Source organism: Stappia sp. ABD4_338, assembly GCF_056312175.1.
The window spans coordinates 2510270-2535231 of record NZ_CM149982.1 but is presented as its reverse complement, the minus strand read 5'-3'; the positions used below and the strand labels follow the sequence as shown (position 1 = coordinate 2535231).

Annotated in this window: 25 protein-coding genes and 1 tRNA gene; 13 read left to right on the top strand and 13 right to left on the bottom strand. The window is 65.1% G+C overall.

Annotated elements, in window-relative coordinates:
- Window positions 1-2 precede the first annotated feature (2 nt).
- Complete coding sequence (locus ACYX4S_RS11410; RefSeq protein WP_476360255.1) at window positions 3-698, top strand: NapC/NirT family cytochrome c; 696 nt, start codon at window positions 3-5, stop codon at window positions 696-698.
- On the opposite strand, the gene ACYX4S_RS11405 is transcribed toward ACYX4S_RS11410, so the two are convergent.
- Genes ACYX4S_RS11405 through ACYX4S_RS11380 form a run of 6 tightly spaced genes read right to left on the bottom strand, consistent with a single transcriptional unit; the run spans window position 681 to window position 5708 of the window.
- Window positions 681-959: an NnrT protein gene (locus ACYX4S_RS11405; protein ID WP_476360254.1), complete on the bottom strand. Its 279-nt coding sequence runs from the start codon at window positions 957-959 to the stop codon at window positions 681-683. The genes ACYX4S_RS11410 and ACYX4S_RS11405 overlap by 18 nt on opposite strands.
- Window positions 956-1156 carry a hypothetical protein gene (locus ACYX4S_RS11400; protein ID WP_293720891.1) on the bottom strand — a complete coding sequence of 67 codons (201 nt, stop codon included), beginning with the start codon at window positions 1154-1156 and terminating at the stop codon, window positions 956-958. The genes ACYX4S_RS11405 and ACYX4S_RS11400 overlap by 4 nt, the downstream gene beginning before the upstream one ends.
- A 1-nt stretch (window position 1157) precedes the next feature.
- A complete protein-coding gene (locus ACYX4S_RS11395) occupies window positions 1158-3071 on the bottom strand; it encodes a nitric oxide reductase activation protein NorD (RefSeq protein WP_476360253.1) in 1914 nt (637 codons plus the stop codon).
- Window positions 3072-3084: 13 nt separating this feature from the next.
- Entirely contained in the window at window positions 3085-3891 is an 807-nt protein-coding gene (locus ACYX4S_RS11390; RefSeq protein ID WP_293720893.1) for a CbbQ/NirQ/NorQ/GpvN family protein, read from the bottom strand.
- Entirely contained in the window at window positions 3888-5243 is a 1356-nt protein-coding gene (locus ACYX4S_RS11385; protein WP_422068349.1) for a cbb3-type cytochrome c oxidase subunit I, read from the bottom strand. Before ACYX4S_RS11385 ends, ACYX4S_RS11390 begins: the two co-directional genes overlap by 4 nt.
- A gap of 12 nt (window positions 5244-5255) precedes the next feature.
- A complete protein-coding gene (locus ACYX4S_RS11380; RefSeq protein WP_293720895.1) occupies window positions 5256-5708 on the bottom strand; it encodes a c-type cytochrome in 453 nt (150 codons plus the stop codon).
- Window positions 5709-5879: 171 nt separating this feature from the next.
- On the opposite strand from ACYX4S_RS11380, the gene ACYX4S_RS11375 reads away from it, so the two are divergent.
- Window positions 5880-6107 carry a DUF1858 domain-containing protein gene (locus ACYX4S_RS11375; RefSeq protein ID WP_293720896.1) on the top strand — a complete coding sequence of 76 codons (228 nt, stop codon included), beginning with the start codon at window positions 5880-5882 and terminating at the stop codon, window positions 6105-6107.
- A gap of 18 nt (window positions 6108-6125) precedes the next feature.
- On the opposite strand, the gene ACYX4S_RS11370 is transcribed toward ACYX4S_RS11375, so the two are convergent.
- A complete protein-coding gene (locus ACYX4S_RS11370; protein ID WP_293720897.1) occupies window positions 6126-6824 on the bottom strand; it encodes a Crp/Fnr family transcriptional regulator in 699 nt (232 codons plus the stop codon).
- A 100-nt stretch (window positions 6825-6924) separates the two neighbouring features.
- On the opposite strand from ACYX4S_RS11370, the gene ACYX4S_RS11365 reads away from it, so the two are divergent.
- Window positions 6925-7356 carry a pseudoazurin gene (locus tag ACYX4S_RS11365; RefSeq protein ID WP_293720898.1) on the top strand — a complete coding sequence of 144 codons (432 nt, stop codon included), beginning with the start codon at window positions 6925-6927 and terminating at the stop codon, window positions 7354-7356.
- Window positions 7357-7492: 136 nt separating this feature from the next.
- Here ACYX4S_RS11365 and ACYX4S_RS11360 read toward each other — a convergent pair whose 3' ends face one another.
- From ACYX4S_RS11360 to nirK, 4 genes are all read right to left on the bottom strand, one after another.
- Window positions 7493-7882, bottom strand: coding sequence for a VOC family protein (locus ACYX4S_RS11360; RefSeq protein ID WP_476360252.1), 390 nt, complete (start codon window positions 7880-7882; stop codon window positions 7493-7495).
- Entirely contained in the window at window positions 7879-8190 is a 312-nt protein-coding gene (locus ACYX4S_RS11355) for an ArsR/SmtB family transcription factor (RefSeq protein ID WP_476360251.1), read from the bottom strand. The genes ACYX4S_RS11360 and ACYX4S_RS11355 overlap by 4 nt, the downstream gene beginning before the upstream one ends.
- 88 nt (window positions 8191-8278) lie before the next feature.
- Window positions 8279-9115, bottom strand: a complete 837-nt coding sequence (locus tag ACYX4S_RS11350; protein WP_476360250.1) for an SUMF1/EgtB/PvdO family nonheme iron enzyme — start codon at window positions 9113-9115, stop codon at window positions 8279-8281.
- Between the two features lie 147 nt (window positions 9116-9262).
- The gene (gene nirK / locus ACYX4S_RS11345) at window positions 9263-10411 is read right to left on the bottom strand and encodes a copper-containing nitrite reductase (RefSeq protein ID WP_476360249.1); all 1149 of its coding nucleotides are present in this window, start codon (window positions 10409-10411) and stop codon (window positions 9263-9265) included.
- 510 nt (window positions 10412-10921) lie between these two features.
- On the opposite strand from nirK, the gene ccoG reads away from it, so the two are divergent.
- Genes ccoG through ACYX4S_RS11330 form a run of 3 tightly spaced genes read left to right on the top strand, consistent with a single transcriptional unit; the run spans window position 10922 to window position 14057 of the window.
- Entirely contained in the window at window positions 10922-12406 is a 1485-nt protein-coding gene (gene ccoG / locus ACYX4S_RS11340; protein ID WP_476360248.1) for a cytochrome c oxidase accessory protein CcoG, read from the top strand.
- Window positions 12407-12447: 41 nt separating this feature from the next.
- Window positions 12448-13632 carry an NnrS family protein gene (locus ACYX4S_RS11335; RefSeq protein ID WP_476360247.1) on the top strand — a complete coding sequence of 395 codons (1185 nt, stop codon included), beginning with the start codon at window positions 12448-12450 and terminating at the stop codon, window positions 13630-13632.
- Window positions 13629-14057 carry a hypothetical protein gene (locus tag ACYX4S_RS11330; RefSeq protein WP_476360246.1) on the top strand — a complete coding sequence of 143 codons (429 nt, stop codon included), beginning with the start codon at window positions 13629-13631 and terminating at the stop codon, window positions 14055-14057. The genes ACYX4S_RS11335 and ACYX4S_RS11330 overlap by 4 nt, the downstream gene beginning before the upstream one ends.
- Window positions 14058-14125: 68 nt before the next feature.
- Here the strand turns inward: ACYX4S_RS11330 and ACYX4S_RS11325 are convergent.
- Window positions 14126-14199: transfer RNA gene (locus ACYX4S_RS11325), tRNA-Gln, on the bottom strand.
- Between the two features lie 831 nt (window positions 14200-15030).
- Here ACYX4S_RS11325 and ACYX4S_RS11320 point away from each other — a divergent pair.
- From ACYX4S_RS11320 to guaB, 3 genes are all read left to right on the top strand, one after another.
- A complete protein-coding gene (locus tag ACYX4S_RS11320; RefSeq protein WP_476362857.1) occupies window positions 15031-16440 on the top strand; it encodes a Ppx/GppA phosphatase family protein in 1410 nt (469 codons plus the stop codon).
- A complete protein-coding gene (locus tag ACYX4S_RS11315) occupies window positions 16437-17135 on the top strand; it encodes an RlmE family RNA methyltransferase (protein ID WP_476360245.1) in 699 nt (232 codons plus the stop codon). Before ACYX4S_RS11320 ends, ACYX4S_RS11315 begins: the two co-directional genes overlap by 4 nt.
- A 178-nt stretch (window positions 17136-17313) precedes the next feature.
- Complete coding sequence (gene guaB / locus ACYX4S_RS11310) at window positions 17314-18816, top strand: IMP dehydrogenase (RefSeq protein ID WP_476360244.1); 1503 nt, start codon at window positions 17314-17316, stop codon at window positions 18814-18816.
- A 123-nt stretch (window positions 18817-18939) separates the two neighbouring features.
- Here the strand turns inward: guaB and ACYX4S_RS11305 are convergent, their stop codons facing one another.
- A complete protein-coding gene (locus ACYX4S_RS11305; RefSeq protein ID WP_293720934.1) occupies window positions 18940-19143 on the bottom strand; it encodes a hypothetical protein in 204 nt (67 codons plus the stop codon).
- Window positions 19144-19552: 409 nt separating this feature from the next.
- Here ACYX4S_RS11305 and ACYX4S_RS11300 point away from each other — a divergent pair, with 409 nt between their 5' ends.
- The 4 genes from ACYX4S_RS11300 to ACYX4S_RS11285 all read left to right on the top strand — a co-directional run bounded on the left by ACYX4S_RS11300 (window position 19553) and on the right by ACYX4S_RS11285 (window position 24959).
- Window positions 19553-20845 (top strand): RsmB/NOP family class I SAM-dependent RNA methyltransferase, encoded by a 1293-nt coding sequence (locus ACYX4S_RS11300; protein WP_476360243.1) that lies wholly within the window; start codon window positions 19553-19555, stop codon window positions 20843-20845.
- Between the two features lie 149 nt (window positions 20846-20994).
- On the top strand, window positions 20995-22539 hold the full coding sequence (locus tag ACYX4S_RS11295; protein WP_476360242.1) for a Do family serine endopeptidase: 1545 nt from the start codon (window positions 20995-20997) through the stop codon (window positions 22537-22539).
- A gap of 245 nt (window positions 22540-22784) precedes the next feature.
- Window positions 22785-23474, top strand: coding sequence for a response regulator transcription factor (locus tag ACYX4S_RS11290; protein WP_476360241.1), 690 nt, complete (start codon window positions 22785-22787; stop codon window positions 23472-23474).
- A gap of 21 nt (window positions 23475-23495) precedes the next feature.
- Window positions 23496-24959, top strand: coding sequence for a sensor histidine kinase (locus tag ACYX4S_RS11285; protein ID WP_476360240.1), 1464 nt, complete (start codon window positions 23496-23498; stop codon window positions 24957-24959).
- Window positions 24960-24962 lie beyond the last annotated feature (3 nt).

Below are 24962 nucleotides of genomic sequence, written 5' to 3'. Positions count from 1 at the left end.
CCATGTGGAGGCGGATCAAGGCTGCCTGTCACTGGGCCTGGCGGATTTTCGCTCGTCCCAGCGTTCACTTCGGGCTGGGCTTCCTCACGCTGGGCGGATTTGTGGGGGGCGTTGTCTTCTGGGGTGCGTTCAATACCGCGCTGGAAGTCACCAATACGGAAGCGTTTTGCATCAGCTGTCACGAGATGGAGGCCAATCCCTATGAGGAACTGACCCGTACGGTGCATTTCTCGAATCGCTCGGGCGTGCGTGCCTCCTGCCCGGACTGTCATGTTCCCCACAATTGGACGGACAAGATCGCCCGCAAGATGCAGGCGTCCAAGGAGGTGTGGGGGCACATTTTCGGTACCATCGATACGCGCAGGAAGTTCCTCGACCATCGTCTTGAGCTCGCCAAGCACGAATGGGCCCGGCTCAAGGCAAACGACAGTCTCGAATGCCGCAATTGCCATTCCGAGGCGGCCATGGATTTCGGCAAGCAGACCGACCGGGCGGCGGACATCCACCGACGCTTCCTGATCTCGGGCGAGGCGACCTGTATCGACTGCCACAAGGGAATCGCTCACCAGCTTCCCAACATGGAAAACGTCGAACCTGGCTGGATTGCTCCTGCCGAAATGCGGAGTTCCAAAGCTCATGGAAGCGACTCGGACGCGGAAAGCGTTCTCCGCTACCTGGCCTCATTGAACCGGAACTGAGCCTCCGTCCGGGCGGATGTCGTCCGCTTCGTTGCGGGCCCGGGCGTCGGCGCGGTGCATGAGTTTTGCCAGATGGAGGGCGAAGGCCCACGTCGCAGGCAAGCCGAGCAGAAGTCCGCCGCCGACAGCCTGGTACGGGCTGAGAACCGGCCAGCCGACCCAGCTTGCGATAAGCGACGCGAAGAAGAGGTTCACCGCCGCAGCGCCCGCGCCAAAGGGATAGAGCGCGGCGACAAGCCGCCAGCCGGGTCTCGGGGTCATCGACGCGCGACCAGCCATTGCACCGCCACCAGAGACAGGACGAGGGCGAGCGAGGCCACAAGGAACCAGACCTCGGCCTGGTCGGTCTGCGGCGCCGGGATCGGTCGCTCGAAGCTCTTGGCGACGGCTGGCGAAAGTCCCCCCACCAGGCTTGCAACAAGCGCGGCGGGAGTACGAAGACGGAAAAGTGCTCGCATGTCAGGTCTCCTCGATCAGGGAACGGTAGATTGCGGGAAGGGCGCGCGTCAGCCGCGCGGGGTCTGGCAGGAGTGTGAAGCCTGACCGGTTGAAGATGCGGGCGAACCAGTCCTGCCCATCCGCGTCCACTACGATCGAGTGGACCGCCTGGCCCGCGTTCCTGGCCTCGCGCACCGCCATGCGGCTGTCCTCGATGCCGTGAATGCCTTCGTAGTGGTCAAGGTCGTTCGGCTTTCCGTCGGTCAGAACGAGCAGCAGTTTCCGGGTCGCACGCTCCTCGCCGAGCCTTGCCGAGACATGGCGGATGGCAGCGCCCAGCCGTGTGTAGTGACCTGGTCGCAGGCCTGCGATGCGGGCCTGAACCTGCTCCGACAGGGGGGCGGCGAAGTCCTTGCAGCGGGTCAGGAACACGCGATCCCTCCGCAATGACGAAAAGCCCCAGACGGCGACCCTGTCGCCCGCCGCGTCGATGCCGGCCGTGAGCGCGGCAAGGGCCTCGCGGGCCGTGTCGATGATGGCCCGTTCGCCGATCACCGCTTCCGTGGAGCGCGAGCAGTCCATCAAGACCGCGACGGCGAGGTCGCGTTCGGTTACCCGCAGGTCGCGGTAGAACCGGTCGCTGCTTTCGCCTGTCGCACGAAGCGCGACACGGTTGGCCACGACCGCCTCAAGGTCGAGTTCCGTCCCGTCTGTCTGGCGGGCCCGCATGATGCGGCGTGGATGCAGTCCCTCGAACTGTCGGCGTACACCTTCGACAAGACGAGGATCTGGAAGGGCTTCTTGATGAGAGGAGGTTGGCGCGTCGCTCTCCAGAACCCGGCAATGGCCGGGAAGATAGGCGCGTGCCCGATGGTTCCACTCGGGGTAGACGTGCGTGTCGGCCAGCGCCTCGTGATCCGCGTCCTGCGGGGCGAGGTCGAGATGAAGCCGCAGGCGTGTCGCCGCGCGCCGGTCGTGCCTGGACAGGGTGATGTGTTCCTGGTCCTCGGCGGCCTTCTGTGCGTTCTCGTCGTCGTCGTCATCGACCGAGCGATTGAGGTTGAGGCTTTCGACCCAGCTCATGATCGCTTCGAAACGATGGATGATGAAGCTGTCGCGGCGGTTTGCCTCGTCCCGGTTCTCGCGTTTGCCGACCTTGCGCGTGGTCGTGGCCAGGCCGGGGGGCGCAATGCCGGGCGTTTCCTCCGCTGCCGCGTTGCCCGGCCTGCGCGCAACGAGTTTCGGCCAGATCGCGACCGGGCGCGGCGGGCGATACCCGCGTGGCGCGGTGATGTCGTTGCAGGAGCGTGCCGCAAGCTCCCTTGCGCGCCATGACAGGGCGCGCGTGGAGCCGAGGCTCGCACGGATGAGCTCCTCGACACTCTGCTCCGCGTCCCCGTGCGGTTGCGCGACCCGGGTCGCGAGCACCTGGCGACGCAGGATGCGGTGGCTCAGGGCGAGCCCCGGGCAGTTGCGGAGTGTCCTGGACGTTGCCTCCCGCAGGCGGGCAATGCGAACGAGATCCGCGGCCAACGGATCCTCCGGCAGGGTTTCGACATTCGCTGTGTGCGCGCAAAGCGCGGCGAGCCAGAGGTAGGCGGCCTTGTTCAAACGTGGATCGGGAAACTGATCCATGATCCCCGGAAGCCGAAGGTGCTCTCCGTCGAAGGTGGCAGAGCTTTCCATCGGGCGTGCGTCGGCAAGTGTCTCGGCGGCGCTACGCCGGTGCAAGGCACTTGTGGCCGGCGCTTCGGCGATCTCGACGCCGCTTGCACCGCCGAGCGCGCGAAAGAGCACGGCGATGCTGGGGCGTGTTTCCTCCAGCGTCACCGCACTGCCTTCATGATGCTCCCGCGCGCCCAGGCGGCTCGCCCAGTCGTGCCAGAGATTTCCGACGGCTTCTTCCGGCTCCAGCAACTCGAGGGGATTGAACATGGCCGCGCCGCTCCTATCCGTAGACCGTCGCGACGAGGTCACGCAGCGCCCGCTGCACGTCCGGTTCGTCGCTCATGGGCTCGATCACCGCCGCATCGAGCGCCCGTTCGAGCGTCATGCCGCCGGCAATCAGCGTTGCGGCATAGATCAGGAGCCGGGTCGAGACGCCTTCCTCCAGATCCATGCCCGAAAGCGCCCGGATATGTCCGGCGAGGCGCACGAGCGATGCGGCGCGTTCCTCCGGAAGTCCGCTCTCGCGCGCGACGACGGCTGTCTCCGTCGCCGCGTCCGGGAAGGTGAAGCTGATCGACAGGAACCGCTGGCGCGTCGACGGCTTCAGGCGCTTTAGGATGTTCTGGTAGCCGGGATTGTAGCTTGCCACGAGCATGAACTCCCGTGGCGCCTTGAGCTCCTCGCCGGTCCGGTCGATGGGCAGCGTTCTGCGGTTGTCGGTGAGGGGGTGCAGCACCACCGTCACGTCCTTGCGTGCCTCGACCACCTCGTCGAGATAGCAGATCGCTCCTTCCCGTACCGCCCGGGTGAGAGGGCCGTCGACCCACTCGGTCTCGCCGCCCCGCAGGAGATAGCGACCGATCAGATCGGCCGCCGAGAGGTCGTCGTGGCAGGCGACCGTGTAGAGCGGCCGGTTGAGACAGGCGGCCATATGCTCCACGAAGCGGGTCTTGCCGCAGCCGGTCGGCCCCTTCAGAAGAAGGGGCAAACCGTTTTCGTAGGCGGTTTCGAAGAGCGTGCACTCGTTGCCGACCGCCTGGTAGAAGGGCACCTCGCGCAGGGGGCGGGCGTCTTGCCGGGGGCTCATGCCAGACCTCCTTCAGGTGCGGGCACCTTGGTTCCCGGCGTGACGACCTCGCGGCGCGGGAACAACATGGCATAGATGAACAGCAGGGCTCCGAGCACGACCGCAATGCCTGCGCCGAAGCGCATCATGTAGAACAGGTCGAGCTGGTCCTGGACGTCCATGTAGTAGTCGCCCACGACCCGCTGCATGTGGGTCTGGATCGTGCCGGCAAAGGTCAGCACGAAGGTCATGAAGGCCATTCCGCCGGTCATCAGCCAGAAGCTTGCCATGTTGAGCACCTGGTTGTAGGGCGCGCGGCCCCGCAGGATCGGCATGGCATAGGTGAAGACCGCCAGGTTCAGCGCGACATACGCCCCGTAGAAGGACAGGTGACCGTGTGCCGCCGTCACCTGGGTGCCGTGGGTGTAGTAGTTCACCCCGTGCAGCGTGTGCAGGAAGCCCCACACGCCGGCGCCGAAGAAGGCGACGGTCGCGGACCCGAGCGACCACAGAAGCGCGGCCTTGTTCGGATGGTTGCGGCGCCCCTTCCAGACCATCAGGAAGGCGAAGCTCATCATGGCGAAGAATGGCACGACCTCGAAGGTCGAGAACACCGATCCGACCCATTGCCAGTAGGCGGGAAGCCCGATCCAGTAGAAGTGGTGGCCGGTGCCCAGGACGCCGGAGATCAGCGCGGTGGCGACGATCACATACAGCCATTTCTCGATGACCTCGCGGTCGACACCGGTGAGCTTCAGCAGCAGGAAGGCGAGGATAGAGGCCATCACCAGTTCCCAGGTGGCTTCCACCCAAAGGTGCACGACGAACCACCAGTACATCTTGTCGAGGCTGAGGTTGTCCGGGTTGATGAAGGCGAAGATCCACAGAAGTGACAGCAGCCAGAGCCCCATCAGAAGCACATTCGTGATCGCCGTCTTGCGTCCCGCCAGGGCGGTCAGCGAGATGTTGACCAGGAAGATCACCGCCGCAACGAGAATGCCGAACTTGACCCAGAGCGGCTGCTCCAGGAACTCGCGCCCGCCGTGGATGCCGACAAGATAGCTGCCGACCGCGCCAAGGGTGCCGACGACGAGAATGATGAGCTGCAGCCACGCGAGCTTGACGGAAAACAGCTCACGCTCGCTTTCCTCCGGCACCAGATAATAGGCCGCGCCGAAAAAGCCGAGCAGGAGCCAAACGATCAGCGCGTTGGTGTGGATCATGCGGATGATGTTGAAGGGCAGGATCTCGGACAGCGTGTTCGGCGACACGTAGATCCAGCCGGCAAGCAGCCCGCCGAGAACCTGGATGGCAAACAGGCCCATGGCCGCCAGGAAGTAGGCGAGGGCAACTTTCTGCGATGCGTATCTCATGAGTGGTCTCCCTCAGCCAGCGTCGTTCGGCGGCCAGTTCTGCGTGTCGGTCTGGTCGGCCCAGCGAAGGAACTCGGCCAGCCCGCGCATCTCCTCCTCGGTGATCTCGAAGTGCGGCATCTGCCTGCGCCCCTCGATCCCGGAGGGCTGCGCCTTCATCCAGGCGTCGAGCATTTCGTAGGCGGCCTGTTTGTCGTCGAGCACGCCCCAGCGGGTCATCACGTTGCCGACCTCGGGGGCGAAATAGGCGCCCTCGCCATGCAGCGTGTGGCAGTTGATGCAGCTGTTGCGTTCCCAGACGTGCTTGCCGAGACGCACCTCGTCTGAGAGCGGCATTCCGGCGGTGGACGTGGAAACCACGTAGCGGTGGCTCTGGATCGTGAGGGCGATGAAGACCGCTATGAAGAAGAGTGACCCTCCATAGAAGATGTTCCGCGCCCGCGATTTTGTAAGGATTTCAGACATCGTGACCGACCTGTTCCCTGTTGCGGATCGCTAGAGGCCTATCGCGATCCGCGTCCGGGAATGTTGTCGGAGCGCAAAGAACGAAGCGGTTTGTCGTGGCTAGGGTGGGGAAGAGAGGATCAACCTGTGGCGGCCGTTCCGGCCGTGACGCGACCTGAAGAGGACGGTGCCATGCGTGCACCCCGCATCGACGATCCGGACCTGTCCCTTGCCCGCCTGTTCGAACTCTGGCCCGGGACGCCTGCCGTTTTCCTGCGGCACGCCATGCTGTGTTACGGCTGTCCGATCGCGCCGTTCCACACTGTTATTGACGCCTGTGCGGAGTATGGGCTCGACGAGCGCGCCTTCCGACTGGAATTGCGTGAGGCAGCGGGCGTGCGGGGCGGGCGCCGTGCCTGAGATGGTCTTCGCAAAACCCTACTGGGCAGAACTCGTGCTGAGCAGCATGAGGTCGTGAGGGCGCGTGACGACGATGTGCCGGCGCGTGCTTTCAACGATGCCCTGTTTTTGCCAAGCGCTGAGCAGGCGGCTTACCGTATGCAGCGTGGTTCCCGTCATGTCGGAGATGTTCTGCCGCGTGACGGGAAAGGCGATCTCTATTCCGTTCTCCACCTTTCTTCCCGACTGGTTTGCCATGCGCAGCAACGCTGAGGCCAGCCGCTGTTCCACGGCCTGGGTCGCGAGCTCCAACACCTGCTCATGCAGGTTCTGCATCCTCTGGCCGACGATCTTGTAGGTCTCGGAGGCGAAGCCCTCATAGTTGGCGACGAAATCGTGCCAGAGCCGAACCGGCCATGAGAGCGCGATGGTTTCCATGGCGGCCGTTGCCGTCGCGGGATAGGTGTCCCGCCCGATGGCGGGGGCAATTCCGAAAAGCTGGCCTGCCGCAATATGCATCGCGATGATGTGCTCGCCACTCGGGCTTGTCCGGATGACGCGGATATAGCCGTCGAGCAGCAGATAGAATCGGTCCGCCTCCATCCCTTCGGTAAAGACCGCGGTGCCCTCGTCGTAGCGGCGCACGGACGAGAGATCGAGGATCTCCCTGATCTGCGCACGCTCAAGGTGACGGAACGGCGGCAGGTTCGTCAGAAGGCTTTCGTCGATCTTGCTCATCATCCATTCCAGAGTTTGTGCTGGCGCAACATGCGACTCCCGTCACTGGAGCATAACGGTTCCCGAGGAGAAACAACGCGAAACAGGAAAGGGAACTCAGATGTTCGCGCGTGTTATTGTTGCCGCCGCCGCCCTTGGACTTCTGGCCGGAACCGCCATGGCCGATACCATCGAGGTCAAGATGCTCAACAAGGGCGAGGCCGGTTCGATGGTCTTCGAGCCCGACTATGTCGAGGCCAAGCCGGGCGACACGATTCACTTCCTCGCCACCGACAAGGGGCACAATGTCGAGGATATCGACGGGATGCTCCCCGAGGGAGCGGCCGAGTTCAAGAGCAAGATGAGCAAGGACTTCGAACTCACCGTCGATGTCCCCGGATTCTATGGCGTGAAGTGCACGCCGCACTACGGAATGGGCATGGTTGCGCTCATCAAGGTGGGAGAGGCCGACAATCTGGATGCGGTCAAGGCGGTCAAGCAGCGTGGCAAGGCGAAACAGCGGTTTGCCGACATCTTCGCCAAGGTCGACTGAACGCACACAACAGGGATGCGACAGGAAAGGGCGGCGCCGGCTTCGGTGCCGCCCTTGGCTTTTGTGGTGCCGTTTCCACCCGAAGGGCCCGGCAGGCTTGATATCACCCGCAAGGCAGCGGTGCCGTGCGACATGGTCATTCCTTCATCTGGACCAGTTGTATGAGGTTGCCGCAGGTGTCGTTCAGGACCGCCATCCGCACGGGACCTGCATCCGTCGGTTCCTGCACGAAAACGACCTCCAGTGCCTTCAGCCGCTGATATTGCGCGTCGATGTCATCGACCTGGAACGACATTGCCGGAATGCCGTCCTCGACCAGGGCGTTCCTGAACGGCGGAACGGCCGGGTGTTCCGATGGCTCGAGCAGCAATTCGGTGCCGTCGAGCGCGTTCGGCGAAACGACCGTCAGCCAGCGGAATGCGCCCACCGGAACATCATTCTTGAGCCTGAAGCCAAGAACCCGCGTGTAGAATTCGAGCGCCTTTGCCTGGTCGTCGACGAAGACGCTGGCGATATGGATCCTCATGACTTTCCTCCTTCCTCCCGCAGTTGCCTGAGCAGCCAGTTCTCGGCCGCCTCGCGCAGTGGCGCCAGCTCCAGCGCATGGAGCTTCGTGCGCCCGGACCAGGACACGCGAAGCAGCCCGGCTCTGCCCAGCATCTCCAGATGCTGGCTGATCGCCTGGCGAGAGATCGGTGGTGTCTGGTTGGCGGAAACCGTTGCGCATATCTGAAACAGGGACTGGGCAGGCCCTTCGCGCAACTGCTCCACGATCCGGCGGCGCGTCGGATCGGCAAGTGCCTTGAAAATCCTGTCGAGCTGCTCACTGTCCATGCCGATAAAATGCAATGATTTTATTGCATGTCAATGGCGATGGACTCGAAACGTTCCGGCGCTGTCGTCAAGTGGGAGACGAAGCGTCTCAGCGTTCACGCACGAGACGGAACCCGACGTAGTCGGGAGGGATGCCCACGGCGCAGCCCCCGACCTTGGGATTGCGCACCAGGTCGACCACGACGGCGCGATGCCTTCCTTCCGCGACATGAGCGCCGCAATAGGTATCCTGATCGGCTGCAACGGTGCTCCCCGGATCGAGGGTCACGTTGGAAACACAGGTCGCGGTCCACTCCCAGACATTGCCTGAAAGGTCCGAGACGCCGTGCGAGTTTCTGCCGTAGGTGCCGCGTGGCTGCGGCTCGGCATGAACGCTCCCGCGTGTCGCGACGTTTCGCTCGTAGGCGGCAAGCCAGCGCTGGGCGGGATCGTCGTCCGACTGCTCGACCTCGACAGCGTCGTCCACGAAGCGCTCGGCCGCCGCACGCTGCCACTCCACGTCGTCGGGAAGGCGCCAGGTCTGTCGGGTCTTGGCCGAGTACCATTTCGCGAAAGTCGTCGCATCGTACCAGTTGACACCGGTCTGGGGCAGCTGGGAAGGGGGGGTATCCTTTGCGCCGGCGGGCAGGGGAGCCAGCAGGGGCGCATCGCAGACACCGTCGGCGACACAGGCCGCGTAGTCGGCACGGCTGACCTGAAACCGCATGATCTCGAGAGGTTTCGTCGCGGATCCGGTTTCAAGGGGGGGATCGACAAGCTTGCCGTAGACGCGATAGCGCCCGGCGGGGCGATATGTGAAATCGCCGGGAGGGATCGTTACGGTCTCCGCGACAACGGTGATTTCGGGCCTGGTGAAATGCGTGTAGATCGGCAGGGAAGCGATCGCTGCGGCGACGGCTACGGTCCCGAGCAGAAGAGCTTTCATCGGATATCCCCTCCTTCAATCGGCAGGGATCGACACCGCCGGATGGGCGGTTCGTAAGGCCGTCCGGACATGGTCCGGTCATGGAGTGGAGGCGGCCGCACGGGCAGCCGCCTCCGGTCGTGTCGATGGGGTGCTGATCGGCTCCGGTCAGGGCAGCGCGGTCTTGCCTTCGTGGGCCGCGTTGTAGGCCGTGGGAGCCTGGACCTGTTCCATCAGGTCGTTGTTCCACTTCCCTTCGACCAGCACGTGGGCCGTGGCGCCGAGGTTCACCGCCTCAATCAGATTGTGGTTCACATAGGCATAGACGCCCGGCTGCAGGAACTCGTAGAGGGCTGCTCCCGCGGAACCGCCGCGGATGAACCAGGTCTCCATGTCGCGAACCGGCGGGTTGTGGAACTTGCCGTGCTCCCAGACCAGGTCGCCATGGCCGCCGATCAGATGCGGGCGGGAGTCGCGGTTCGCCTGGCTGTGGACGAAGAGGATATGCTCGCCCTGGTTCGCCTTGAGGGCGTTGTCGCCGGTCAGCGCGCCGACCTTGCCGTTGAACACCACATGGCTCGGGATCAGGCCGTTCATCACGTCCAGCGTGTCGGCATAGCTGTCGCCCACATCCTCGAAACGCTTGTACTCGCCGTTTTCGTCCTTCGGCACATAGAAGTCGTTCTCACCGATGTAGTACACGCGGTCGTATTTGACGGGCTTGCCCTTTTGGTCCGTGAGGCCTTCACGCGGCAGGACCATGATGCAGCCCGACATGCCGGACACGACGTGCCACGGGATCATCGGGCCACCGGGTGCGCAGTGGTAGACGAAGACGCCGGCACGGGTCGCCTTGAAGCGCAGCACCGTCTTCTCGCCGGGATTGATCAACGTCAGCGAGCCACCGCCCAGAGCGCCGGTCGAGGCGTGGAAGTCGATGTTGTGCTGCATCATGTTCTCGGGGCTGTTGTAGAGCGTCAGCTCCACATAGTCGCCCTCGTGAACGACCATCATCGGACCGGGGATCGAGCCGTTGAAGGTCATGGCCTGGAGATAGGCATCATCGGCGATCTGGACTTCCTTCTCGACGATTCGCATCTCGAACTCGACGATCCGCGGTCCGGTCGACGCAACCTGTTCGTGCTCATGCACGAAGGGCGGCTTGACCAGCTTGTGCTTGATGCGCTGCAGCGTGGAAAGATCCGCCGGAGGTGCCATGGAGGTGTCCATGATCTCCTCGCCACTGGCAGCCTTCACAATCAGGGGGGAAGCGGCGATTCCGGCGGCTCCCATCAAGGCGGCTCTGCGGGTCAACATCTCTTTGCTCCTTTCGGGTGTGAGCACTTCGAAAACTGTCGAGGCAAGAAGTAGCAAGCGTGTCCGCGTCGAACTTTGCGCTGGAGCAATATTGAGACGCGTCGTTTGACCGGTCGCGGTCCGCCTGGCGCGCTTCGATATCCCGACCGCTTCGGGTATCCGCGGGCCGGAAGCGTCAGAACGGCGGAATTCGGCGCTTCCTGAAAAAGGGAGGCCCCGGTCTTCGTCCTCGTGGCCCGTCGTTTCCCCCGGAAAAATGATGATCGGGTCATTCCCCTTGGTGCGAACACGATCCGTGACCGCACCAAGGAGATTTTCAGGTCCGGCGCTCCTTGTGTGCACGCATGAAGTGCCTGCGGGCGGGAAAGCCCGTGGACCTTGTTCCCGAACAAACTCGGTCCCGAAGCCGGGGGCTAGTGTGGCTCTGACCACCGGATGAAACCGTCGTCACCATTCCCCGCAATCAGGCAGGAGCGGGCATCTTTCCGGGTGACGGCGCTGGAGACCTGAATGACCCTGCACCCGAATGACTTCCTGAAGAGCGAGGCAGTGGCGGCCGCCGCGCCGGCGGTTGCGCGCAGGCGCAAGATGCGCCCGGCTGCACAGACCGGTGAACCGGTCGTACCTCAGTCCGTGCGCGGGCGGTATCGCCGTCTGAAGTGGGCGATGGTCGCGCTGTGCCTGGGTGTGTACTACGTCGTGCCGTTTCTTCGCTGGTCGCGCGGCGCGGGACAGCCGGACCAGGCGATTCTGTTCGATCTTGCCGGCTTGCGCTTCTATATCTTCGGCCTCGAGTTTCAGCCGCAGGAACTCTACTACCTTACGGCACTCATGATCGCGGCGACCATCGCCCTGGTGCTGACCAATACGCTGTCAGGCCGGATCTGGTGTGGCTACTTCTGCCCGCAGACGGTGTGGAGTGACCTGTTTCAGCTCGTCGAGCGCCGGCTCGAAGGCGACCGCAACGAACGGATGCGCCAGCGCCACATGCCGATGACCCTTGCGCGGCGCGCGCGCAAGCTTCTCAAGCATGTGATCTGGCTTGCCATCGCGTTTGGAACGGGCGGCGCGTTCGTGCTGTATTTTGCCGATGCTCCGACGCTTCTAGGCGATGTCTTCACCGGACAGGCGTCAGTTGCGGCCTATGGCGCCATCCTGACACTGACCACGACGACCTGGCTGCTTGCCGGCTTCGCACGCGAGAAGATGTGCACCTACATGTGCCCCTGGCCAAGGCTTCAGGGCGCGGTATGGGATCCGGAAGCTCTCGTCGTCACCTATCGCGACTACCGGGGCGAGGAGCGCATGTCGGCCAAAAAGGCGGCGGCGGCACGTGCTGCCGGCCGTCCGGCGGGTGACTGCGTCGACTGCATGGCCTGCGTTCACGTATGCCCGATGGGCATCGACATCCGCAACGGACCCAGCATCGCCTGCATCAACTGCGGCCTGTGCGTGGATGCCTGCGACACGACAATGAGCAAGCTTGGCCGCGAGCGTGGCCTCATCGACTACGAGAGCTGGACCAACATCGAGCGAGGCCGCGCGGGCCAGTCGCGCAAGCCGGTGCGTCTGCTTCGTCCCAAGGTGGTGGCGCTTTCCGTGGCCCTTCTCGCCATTGTCGCGGGTGTTGCCCTTTCCGTCTCCGCGCGTGGGACGCTGCACCTGGGTGTTTCCCACGACCGCAACCCGATCGCCGTCATGTTGTCCGACGGGAGTGTCCGCAACGCCTATGAAGTACGTGTGGAGACACTTGCCGGCGCGGGGGACGATCTCACCCTGGAGGTAGCGGGCAACGCGCCGCTGCATGTTGCCGTGATCGGAGGCGAGGCCTCTGACAGCGGGAGCGTTCCGATTTCGCTGGGGACCGGCCTGTCGCGCCAGTTTCGTGTCACGGTCGCGGGTGAAGCCGCGCTGGAAGGCGATCTCGTCTTCACGCTCACCCAGACGGCGAGCGGCGAGAGCGTCTCGGTCACCAATTTCTTCAAGCTGCCCTGATCACGTCGCCCTCCGGCCTCGCCGGAGGGCCTCTGTCGTCCATGGAGGACATGATGAACCACCCGCACCAGCCCCCTTACTGGCTTTCGATCGGACTGCGTCCCTTCTTTTTCCTGGGTGCGCTTGCCATGGCGGCCTCGGTTCTCGTGTGGATTCCGATCCTCATGGGGGCGGTCGAGCTTCCGACCTCATTTACCCCGCGTGACTGGCATGTCCACACGCTTTTCTTTGGAGGGGTCGCGGCCATCATCGCGGGGTTCGCCCTGACCGCCGTAAGCAACTGGACGGGCCGCCCACCGGTGGCGGGCAGGCTTCTGCTGGCTCTGGTGCTGTTGTGGGGGGCGGGCCGCATGGCTGTGTCCACCTCCGCGATCATCGGCCCGCTCACGGCGGCGATCATCGACATGACCTTTCCGGTGATGCTTGTGACCGTATTTGCCCGGGAGGTGATCGTCAGCCGTAACTACCGCAACCTGCGCATCGTCGCTCTCGTGGGAGCCTTCGGACTTGCCAATCTGTGCTTTCACCTCGAGAGCTTCCTGACCGGAACGGCCGATCATGCCATGCGGGCGGCTGTTTCCATCGTCCTCCTGATGATCATGCTTGTCGGAGGCCGCATCATTCCGGCCTTCACGCGCAACTGGCTGAAAATGCGCGGCGCCGTGAAACTGCCGGCGGAATTCTCGCGGCTCGATGGCGCGACCATGCTGATCGCGGCGGTTTCGCTGGCGTGCTGGATCGTCGTTCCGGCGGCCACAGCAACGGGATGGCTGTTCGCCCTGACTGGCCTTGCCGCCGCCCTTCGACTCTCGCGCTGGTGCGGGCTGCAGACAAGGCGGGAGCCGTTGCTGTTCGTGCTGCATGTCGCCTATGCGACCATTCCTGCAGGCTTCGCGTTGATGTCGCTCGCCGTGTTCGACAGCGCGCTGGTCGATCCCGTGTCGGCCGTGCATGTCTGGACCGCCGGGACGGTGGGGCTGATGACACTCGCCGTGATGACGCGTGCCAGCCGCGGGCACTCAGGCCGCACGCTCGTTGCGGGTCCGCTTGAGGTGACGATCTACGCCCTTGCAATTGTCGGCGCGGGATGCCGTCTGGCGGCCGGCTTTGCCTCGGGGCACTACATGGCGATCCTCGAGATGGCCGCCCTTGCATGGGCACTGGCGTTCCTGGTGTTCGCGCTGGGCTACTTCCCGAAACTCTTCCGCCCGGCCGGTGTGCCGTGACACGCGGTGCGACCGCCGGAACCTCTGGCTATGTGGGTCTTCTTCTGGTCGCGTATCTTGTTTCCGGAAGCTTGCGTGCGACGGTCTTCGATCAGCTGATTGGTGCTCCGTCCGCCGCAGCGCTGGAAGGGCTCTGGCTGGTATCCGCCGGACTTTCCGGCGCTGCATTGATCCCTCTGTCAGCCCCGGGAGCGGGTCTGCGACGGGCCGTGCTTGCCGGCGCCGTTGCCGCGAGTGCGTTCCTTTGCATGGACGCGCTCGTTGCGGTGATGCTTTGCGGAATTTCCCTGGAACGGCACCTGTCCCGCTTTACTGAGCCGGCGGGATGGATTCAGGCGCTCTCGCTGGCGGTTGCCTGCATGGCACCGCTTCTCATGCTTATCCTGCCGGAAGAGGCCCGCCCAATCGATGACAACGCCAGATGAAGGCTGTCGGGCTCGTCTGCGAAAGCCGCGATCCGTTGGTTCGGAGAGGTGTCGAAGAATTGGAAGGTTGGCTGGGGAACCTGGATTCGAACCAGGACTAACGGAGTCAGAGTCCGCGGGTCTACCGTTAACCTATTCCCCAAGACCGTGACGCGGCTTTTCAGGAGTTTCAACCAAGGAAATCCCGAGATGGTCACCGTCCACAACGGCTCGCCACGTCCATGAGCGGGGTTTTAGGAATCTCGTTGCGTCGTGTCAAGGGCCTCGATGCCGATCGGTCATCCTGCGCAGGCGGGCCTGTGGATGGACGCTATGCCGCGGCAATTCGCGCAACCTGCCTCGGGCCGGGGCGCACGGGACGCGTTGCGGGATGCGCATATGATGCTAGACTGTTGTTAACGTAAAGACAGGCTGGTCGGAGTGCGCGGTTTCGCAGCCATCCGCCCCTGTCGAGGAGGAGAGCGACGTCGCGCCGTGGACCGGCCCTGCTGGGGCCATCGTGGAAAATCGGCGCTCCGCTCCCCATATCGACAGGAAATGGATCCGGACAATCCGGATTCGGGATGGCTGCGACCGGTTCCCAGGGGGGCAGGGAACCTGGACGCCGGTCCGTGCAGCCAGGCGCGCGCCTTTCGAGGGTGAGCGCGTCGGCGAGGGCAAGACTGTGAGTGAAACGGGACCTACGGGGCCGGGCGAAACCTGGCCGGGTGCCGGAGCGGGAGCGGGTGGCGGCGAGCGCGGCAAGGCGTCGCGTCGACGGTCTCGCAGACGGCGCAAGAACCGGACGAGTCAGCAGGCCCAGGCGGCAGGCTCCGAAACCCTTCCTTCCGATGCCGGGTCGCCCCGCGCCGGGGAAGCGAGTGGGACGAGCGAAGCGGTTGGGGCTCGCCGGCCGGATGCGGCCGCGCGGAACCGGTCGGGCGACAAGAGCCACAAGTCGGGATCTTCGGGGCAGCCGGTCGTTGGTGGCGTGGTGCTTTCCGACGGTACCGCTTCCGGCCGGGGCGTCGACGTGCGCGCTGAAGAGCGTGCGGGGGCGGGCGGCAAGCGCAAGCGCCGCAAGCGGCAGCGGCCGAACCGGGCTGAACGAAGGGCGGGAACGTCACCGCATGTCCCGTCGTCCGGCGAGATGGCTGGCGATGTCCGCACGACCGTTCCGCGGGTCGAATCATCGCTCCCCGCTCCTGACCCGGGTGAGGTGCGCAACCGCGAACGTCATGGCGGGCGCGAGCGTCGTCGTCACGATTGCGGTCCGGCGCAGGCTTCTCCGGCTCCTACCGCTGGCGAGCGGCGGTCTGGCAGGCCTGACGGGGTCTGCACGCGTGAGGGGCGGGCAGCCGACCACGGCTCGCGCAGGCTCTATGGAGCACTGGACCTTGGCACCAACAATTGCCGCCTGCTCGTGGCGCGACCGGAATCCCGCGGGTTCCGGGTTGTGGATGCTTTCTCGAGGATCGTGCGGCTCGGCGAAGGGCTCGGACACACCAACCGGCTCTGCGATGCGGCCATGGACAGGGCGCTCGAGGCGCTCGGTTGCTGTCGCGACAAGCTTGAAGACCGGGGCGTCGAACGCTTCCGCCTGATTGCGACGGAGGCCTGTCGCGCGGCGGAAAACGGTCCGCTTTTCATCGAGCGGGTCCGTGAGGAGACGGGCCTGTCGCTCGAGATCGCGACGCGCGAGACGGAAGCGCGGCTTGCGGTCGCCGGCTGCGCCTCCCTCGTGGATCCGGATGCCAACGGAGTGGTTCTCTTCGACATCGGCGGCGGGTCGTCGGAGATCGTCTGGCTGGACCTGCGCAACCGCTGCGGAGCGCGGGGCGTCGCGCTGACGCGCTTCATTCGCGCCTGGATTTCGCTGCCCGTGGGGGTGGTGAACCTTGCCGAACGTCACGGCGGGCGCCATGTGTGCTCGAACATTTTCGAGGCGATGGTCGCGGATGCGCTGACGCATCTCGACGATTTCGCGCTTGGGGAGGAACTGTCCGCCGCGATCTGCGATGGCAAGGTTCACATGCTCGGCACTTCGGGCACGGTGACGACGCTCGCGGGCGTGCATTTCGGCCTGAAGCGCTACGACCGGCGGCGGGTCGATGGAGCGTGGATGGAATCCGACGACGTCACCGCCATGATTGAGCGGCTGCGCGCGATGCCCTATGAGGAGCGCGTGGACAATCCCTGCATCGGCGCCGACCGGGCGGATCTCGTGCTTGCCGGTTGCGCGATTCTCGAGGCGATCCGTCGACGCTGGCCGTGCCAGCGCCTGCGCGTTGCCGATCGCGGCCTGCGCGAGGGGATGCTGATGGAACTCATGGCGGCCGACAATGTGTGGCGCAGGGGCGGAGGCTCCCGCCCCAACCGGTCGCGCGGAAGGAACGAGAGATGAGCAGCTCAGGCCGCGGCCGCGGTGATCGCGGCATGTTCGAGCGGGTGAAGACGGCCCGCCGGCGCACGACCTCGTCCACCCGCTGGCTTCAGCGTCAGTTGAACGATCCCTATGTGCGTCGCTCGAAGATCGACGGCTATCGCTCGCGCGCGGCCTACAAGCTTCTGGAGATCGACGAGAAGCACAAGCTCCTGAAGCCTGGTCAGCGCGTGGTGGACCTCGGCGCGGCGCCTGGTGGCTGGTGTCAGGTGGCGGCCAACGTCACGGGATCGACCGACGACGCGCCGCTGGTCGTCGGTATCGACTATCTGGAGGTCGAGCCGCTCCCCGGCGTGGTGCTTCTGCTCAAGGACTTCCTCGATGACGATGCGCCGGATGCGCTCCTCGCTGCTCTTGGCGGGCACGCCCCCGATTTCGTGATGTCTGACATGGCGGCCCCCACGACAGGCCACCGCCAGACCGACCATTTGCGCACGACTCACCTCTTCGAGGTCGCGGCCGAGTTCGCCCGTGACACGCTCGCTCCCGGTGGAGCCTTCCTGTCGAAGGTGTTTCGCGGCGGCACCGAGAACGAACTCCTCTCGCAGCTCAAGCGGGAATACCAGTCCGTTCACCACATCAAGCCGCCGGCCAGCCGCAAGGAAAGCCCGGAGCTTTACGTGCTTGCGAAGGGGTTTCGCGGACGCTCCGGCTGAGGCGGACGGAGGGGCGGCGGGAACGTTCCCTCGAAAAAGCCGTCTCGCACCTGCGAAGCGGCTTTCCTTCCTGCCATACGCGTGTTAATGACCCGCGCCAACTTCTCTCATCCGAGACTGTCCTGCGGGAGCCTAAAGGCGATCCCGTTGGCCCCTCGTTCCTGAAAGGGGATTGGCAATGCCCGCATTTTACGAGTCCATTCACGGCACTGAAGCACTCACCTTCGACGATGTGCTGCTGATGCCCGGTCATTCCGAGGTCTTGCCCTCGGAAACAGATCTGCGCACGCGGGTGACGCGCAATCTGGAACTCAACTTCCCCATCCTGTCGAGTGCCATGGACACGGTCACGGAAGGCCGTCTCGCCATCGCGATGGCGCAGGCCGGCGGCATTGGCGTGGTGCACCGCAATCTCACCGTCGAGCAGCAGGCCGAGCAGGTCCACCAGGTGAAGAAGTTCGAGTCCGGCATGGTGGTCAATCCGCTGGTGATCGGGCCGGATGCGACCCTGCAGAACGCGCTCGACCTCATGCAGCGGTTCGGCATTTCCGGCGTGCCGGTGGTCGAGAACGGCGGAGCCGGCGGCCAGCATGTGGGGCGCCTCGTCGGCATCCTGACCAACCGCGACGTACGCTTCGCCTCCGATCCGGACCAGAAGGTCAGCGAGTTGATGACGCACGAGCGGCTCATCACCGTGCGTGAGACCGTGTCCCAGGCCGAGGCGAAGAAGCTCCTGCATTCGCACCGCATCGAGAAGCTTCTCGTGGTGGACGCGGATCAGAACTGCATCGGCCTCGTCACCGTGAAGGACATCGAAAAGGCCCAGCTCAACCCGAACGCCTCCAAGGATGATCAGGGACGTCTGCGGGTCGCGGCCGCCACCAGCGTCGGGCCGGAGGGGTTCGAGCGTGCCGAGCGCCTGATCGACGCGGGCGTCGATCTTCTCGTCGTGGACACTGCGCACGGGCATTCGGAGCGCGTGCTGGAGATGGTGCGCCGGGTGAAGGCGCTCTCGAGCGGCGTCCAGGTGCTTGCCGGCAACGTCGCGACCGGTGACGGGACCCGTGCCCTGATCGATGCGGGCGCCGATGCGGTGAAGGTCGGCATCGGTCCCGGATCCATCTGCACGACGCGCATCGTCGCCGGCGTCGGCGTTCCTCAGCTTACCGCGATCATGGAAGCGTGCTCGGTTGCCGAGAAGGATGGTGTTCCGATCGTCGCCGACGGCGGCATCAAGTTCTCCGGCGATCTGGCCAAGGCGCTTGCCGGCGGAGCGTCCGCCGCCATGATCGGATCGCTGCTCGCCGGCACCGATGAAAGCCCGGGCGAGGTCTATCTGCACCAGGGACGGTCCTACAAGGCCTATCGCGGCATGGGGTCGGTGGGTGCGATGGCGCGGGGCTCCGCCGACCGCTACTTCCAGGCGGAAGTGCGCGATGCGCTCAAGCTTGTTCCCGAGGGTATCGAGGGGCAGGTGCCCTACAAGGGGCCGCTGGCGAGCGTGCTGCACCAGCTTGGCGGCGGTCTTCGGGCGGCCATGGGCTATGTGGGCGCCAAGACGATTGTCGAGTTGCAGGACAAGGCGCGCTTCATTCGCATTTCCGGGGCGGCGCTGCGCGAAAGCCATGCTCACGATGTGACGATCACCCGTGAGAGCCCCAACTATCCGTCCGGCGTCTGATCCGGAGCGCGCCGTCCGGTTTGCGTGCGGCGCGCGAAACGGGGCCGGAACCGCTCTCACGGCGGTCGGTGAAGGATCCCGGTCCGGCAGGCGGACCGGGGTGCCGGCTGGACAGGAGCGAGGTCAGTCTTCCGGGGAAGGGGCGGTGCGGCGTCGTCCGCGACCCGACTTCTTTTCTTCCTGCGCCATTTCCAGAAGCCGATGGGCGCAAGCAACGAGAAGCTCGGAAGATTCCGTTTCAAGGTCCTGCGCGGCGTAGGCGAAATACGCCTTCCATGCCTGCAGTTCCTTGGCCGGGTCGATCGTGTTTTCGCTGTCGTCAGTCATTGTCCGCACCTCCGCTTTCCATTGAGGAAACGGGAAGTAACGTTATGTAGACGTTATAAATTTTGACGAAAAATACACGTGATGGTTGATTGAAAGTTGTGTCTTGTAACTAATGACGAGGCCATCTTACGCGAAACTGTTCTGTCTGTCTGCGGGCCATGTGTCGCATCGGTTGCCGGAGGTTGATCGGGCAGGGCACCGGGCGCGCAAAGATTGGCAAGCAGGGTTCGATCGGATAAAGCAGCGGTCACCCGGCCCCGGAGCCCGCATGAGGTTGCCTTGACAGGGAGCGGTGTGTGTTCGACGACACGACGATCCGGCGTGCGTTCGGGATCGGCACACGGATCGCGCAAGTGACGTGCGAGAGCCGCAGGCGGGATGCCATGAGCGAGAAAGCTGAGGGAACGGAATGAAGGACGGGGGCCGTCTGGCCGCGGCAATCGAGATTCTGGGTGCCGTGGAGACCATGCGCCGACCGGTGCAGGATGCCCTGCGCGAGTGGGGGCACGGCCATCGCTTCGCGGGCTCCGGTGACCGGCTGGTTATCGCCAATCTCGTGTTCGACGCCTTGCGTCATCGCTTGTCTCTTGCGGCCCGAATGGGCACGTCCGATCCGCGTGCGCTCGTCTTTGCCACCTATGCTGTGACCTGGGACATCGGGCTTGAAGGTCTGGAGCAGGTGCTCGATGGAGACCGCTTCGCGCCATCGCCCCTGGACGAGGCGGAGCGCGCGGCGCTGGCGGCGGACAGAGATGTTTCGGCGAACGAACAGGTTCTTGCCGATGTTCCTGAGTGGTTGTGGCCCGATTTCGAGCAGGCATTCGGCGATGATGCGGTTGCCGAGGGCATCGCCCTTGCGGCGCGCGCGCCCATAGACCTGCGGGTCAACCGCCTCAAGAGCGACCGGGAACGGTTGCTGAAAAAGCTCTCGCACACGAATGCGGTGGCGACCGCGACATCACCCGTGGGCCTGCGCATCGCGCCCCCGCGTGGCAAGGAGCGCGCGCCCCACGTCCAGGCCGAGGAGGGTTTCCAGAAGGGGTGGTTCGAGCTTCAGGACGAGGCAAGCCAGATAGCGGCCCTTGTGGCTGCGTCCGTCGCTCCCTCGCAGGTGCTCGACTATTGCGCGGGCGGTGGCGGGAAAACTCTCGCGCTTGCCGGCGAGATGGAGAACCGCGGCCAGATCTACGCGCATGATGCGAGCAAGATCCGGCTGGCGCCGATCTACGACCGCCTTCGCCGCTCCGGCGCGAGAAACGTGCAGGTTTGTGCTCCCGATCCCGGCGGCATCGACGGTCTCGTGGGGCGCATGGATCTCGTTTTCGTGGATGCGCCTTGTTCCGGCTCGGGCGTGTGGCGACGTCGTCCTGATTCCAAGTGGCGGATCACGCCGAACGCGCTGTCCGCCCGTCGCGCCGAGCAGGACCAGGTACTGGGCGCCGCCCGTGATTTCGTGCGCGACGGCGGGCACATGCTTTACGCAACGTGCTCGGTGTTCCCTTGCGAGAATGAGGAGCGCGTGCGGGCTTTCCTTTCGGAAAATCCGGACTTCGCGCCGGTCGACCTTTCCTTGCGCTGGGAGGGGATCTTCGGTGCGGCTGCCGCGAGGCCGCGCTTTACCGAAGAGGGATTTGCGACCCTCAGCCCGGCCCGCACGGATACCGACGGGTTCTTCATTGCGCTCCTGAGCCGGAACGCATGACGGCGCGCGCACGGTACATTACCAATTCTTAATTCCACCGACAGGCTGCTGTAAGGCGACACGCTCCATAAGGAACGGGACATCCGGCGCCATCGCTTCCCCGCGAGGTTCGCCGGAAGGAGTTCCGATCCGACACGTGGAGATGCTAAATGTCGATCAAGCGCTTTCCCGCTCCCTTCAGCCACCTGCCGCGCGGCAGCCGCCGGGGTCTCGTCGCCGGTGCGCTGGCGCTTGGCATTGCCGGCGCACTGACGGCCCAGACGGTCGTCCCCGGCCAGTTCGCCCTTGCCGATCCGGTGCGCGTGGACGCCGCCGCACCGCATGACTTTTCCCCCGTGGTTGCTGCCGTGAAGCCCGCCGTCGTCAGCGTGCGTGTGAAGACGGAAGAGCAGCCGAAGATGATGTCCTCGCGTGGGTCCGAGGGCATGCAGGGCTTCGACAGCCTGCCGGACGACCATCCGCTCAAGCGTTTCTTCCGCCGCTTCGGTGGTGACTCCTTCGGCGGTGCGCCGAACGGGGCCCGGCCGCACCGGCAGCCGCATCGCTATGGCATGTCCCAGGGCTCCGGCTTCTTCATCACCGGTGACGGCTACCTTGTCACCAACGAGCACGTGGTCAACGGCGGCACCGAGTTCACGGTCGTCACCGATGATGGCGAGGAGTACGAGGCCAAGCTCATCGGCGCCGACGAGCGCACGGACCTTGCGCTCCTGAAGGTCGAGGCCAAGACCGACTTCCCGTATGTGGAGTTCGCGGACGGTCCCCCGATGGTCGGCGAGTGGGTCGTCGCGGTGGGCAATCCCTTCGGCCTTGGCGGTTCGGTGACGGCCGGTATCGTCTCCGCACGTGGTCGTGACATCGGAGCGGGGCCGTACGACGACTTCATCCAGATCGACGCGCCGGTCAATCGCGGCAACTCGGGCGGTCCCGCCTTCAACGTCAAGGGGCAGGTCATCGGCGTCAACGCCGCGATCTACTCGCCGTCCGGCGGGAACGTGGGCATCGCCTTCGCCATTCCGGCCTCGACCGCAAGCACCGTCATCGCTGACCTGAAGGACGACGGAACCGTCGTGCGCGGCTGGCTCGGCGTGCAGATCCAGCCTGTGTCCAAGGATATCGCCGAGAGCGTCGGCCTCGATCAGGCGAAGGGCGCCATCGTTGCCGAGGCACAGAGCGACAGTCCGGCGCTTGCCGCCGGAATTCGCTCCGGTGACACGATCCTCAGCGTCGATGGCGAGGCGGTCGATGGTCCGCGTGACCTGGCCCGCATGATCGCCGGCTATCCGCCGGAGACAAAGGTCACGCTTGGCGTGTGGCGCAACGGCGAGAAGCAGGACATCGAGGTCAAGCTCGGCCAGCTGCAGGACAAGAAGACGGTGGCCTCGCTCGAGCAGACGGGCAAGGACACGGCCTTCGTCGACAGCCTCGGTGTGGAGCTTGCCAGCGCGGCAAAGGTCGGCGCGGCCGAGAGTGGTGTCGTGGTCACGGATTTGGCCGACGACAGCCCGGCGATCGCCAAGGGCCTGAAGCGTGGCGATGTGATCCTTGAGGTCGCGGGCAAGGCCGTCTCCGAGCCAGGTGATGTGGCCGGTGCGGTGATGTCCGCCAGCGAAAGCGGCCGCAAGGCGGTGCTGATGCGCGTGGAAAGCAACGGCACCACCCGCTTCGTCGCGGTGCCCGTCGCCAAGGGCTGACGGCGCCGGAAAACGGCCCGGCACCGGCTCCCGTGCCATCCGCGCCCCCCGTGCGGTGGCCGGACCGGGCCGGATCCGGCAGGCAGGCAGGGCCTTGCAAGGTTGCAACCTGCCGGACCCAAGGGGGTCCCGGAGCGCCGCCGCCTCCGGGACCCCGTTGCATTTGCGGCGGAATTGCCCCCGGTTTCCCCAAGATGCTATGAGAACGCGCGCGCCGGGTGGGTGCGCGCAGATGGGACGAAGCGATGCGAATCCTGATTGTCGAGGACGATGTCGAGGCGGCCGGCTATCTGGCCAAGGCCCTGCGCGAGGCGGGACATGTGGTGGACCATGCCGCCGATGGCGAGGCGGGCTACGATCTCGCCGCCTCCGCGCCCTATGACATTCTGGTGGTGGACCGGATGCTGCCGAAGCGCGACGGGCTCTCGATGATCTCGACGCTGCGTGCGGAAAGCAATCACACGCCGGTTCTGGTGCTCTCCGCGCTTGGCCAGGTGGATGATCGCGTGACGGGCCTGCGCGCCGGCGGCGACGACTATCTGCCCAAGCCCTATGCCTTTTCCGAGCTTCTGGCGCGTGTCGAGGCGCTTGGCCGCCGCCCGCGTCAGCAGGACGTCGAGACCACCTACAGCGTCGCCGACCTCACCCTGGACCGGCTGCGCCACACGGTGACCCGGGCAGGTCGGGAGATCCCCTTGCAGCCGCGCGAGTTCAAGCTGCTCGAGTATCTGATGCAGAACGCGGGACAGGTGGTCACCCGCACCATGCTTCTCGAGCACGTCTGGGAGTATCACTTCGACCCCCAGACGAACGTGATCGACGTGCATATCTCCCGCCTGAGAGCGAAGATCGACAAGGATTTCGACCGTCCGTTGCTGCATACGATCCGGGGGGCGGGCTACTCGATCCGCGACACCGGCCCGCAGACAGCCTGAGCCGATGGCGGGGCCACGGCCATGAGAACCCATTCGGCGACCGGGCGCATGTTCCGCACCACGGCGGTGAAGCTTGCGCTGCTCTATCTTGCGGCGCTGACGCTCGCCTCCGGCGGCGTGCTCGTCTATCTGTCCCAAAACACGGCCACCGTGCTGCGCCAGCAGACGGTCGAGACCATCGACGCCGAGATTTCCAGTCTTGCCGACCGCTATCGCATCGCCGGCATTCGCGGACTTGTCGCGACGGTCGATGCACGTTCGCGCAGGCCTGGGGCCAGCCTCTATCTGGTGGTGGACTTCTCCGCCAATCAGCTTGCCGGCAATGTCGAGGGCCTCGACGATCGGGTTCTGGCAAGCGGCACCGGGCAGCTTCAGCGCGTGAGCTACGTTCCCATCGGCGGGGGCGCGCGGCGCGAGGCGATGGTGCGGGTGTTCGAGTTGCCGGGCGGCTTTCGCCTGCTTGTCGGGCGTGATCTGCAGGAACAGCTTCACTTCCGGTCACTGCTTTCGGAGGCGATGCGCTTCTGGCTCGTCGTTGTGGCGATCCTCGGCGTGGTGACGCTGGTCTTCGTGCGCCGGCGGGTGCTGAAGCGTATCGACGCGATGTCGGCGACGGGGAGGCGGATCATGTCCGGCGACCTGTCCGAACGTCTTCCTGTCGACGGGTCCGGGGACGAGTTCGATCGTCTTGCGGTGGGCTTCAACCTGATGCTCGATCGCATCGAGGCATTGCTTCACGGGTTGAAGGATGTCTCTGACAATATTGCCCATGATCTCAAGACCCCGCTCACGCGAATGCGCAATCGTGTCGAGGAGGCACTGCGTGCAGCTCCCGACGATCCGGTGGCGACGGAGGCTCTTTCGCGAACCCTGGAGGATTGCGACGGGCTCATCCGCACGTTCGATGCGCTGTTGCGCATTGCCCGGCTGGAGGCCGGAGCCTCGGACGCGAGTCTGGAGGAGGTCGACCTGACGATGCTCGTCGGGGAAGTCGCGGAGCTCTATGAGCCGGTGGTTGAGGACGCCGGGGGAACGCTCACAAGCTCCTGCGAGCCCGGACTGATGGCTCGCGTCAATCGCGAACTGGTCGTTCAGGCGCTGATCAATCTGGTGGAGAACGCGCTCAAGTACGGCGTGGAGGATGCCGGTGGTCCGGAGGGCGGGCCTGGCGCGGCGAGGCTCGAACTCGAGGCGCGGGCGGAGGGCGACACGGTTGTTCTGTGCGTGCGCGATCATGGCCCGGGCATCCCGGACGCCGACAAGGACCGCGCCACCCGCCGCTTCGTGCGCCTTGAGGAAAGCCGCAATGCGCCGGGCTCGGGTCTCGGTCTCAGTCTCGTGCAGGCCGTTGCCCGCCTGCATGACGGCAGACTGGCGCTTAGCGATGCCGAGCCGGGTCTTCGCGCCGAACTGCGGCTTCCCGTTGCGGGGAGGGGGCGTTCCGTGGCAGGTGATGATCCGGCCGTGGCGCGCGCGCCCGGCTGATGC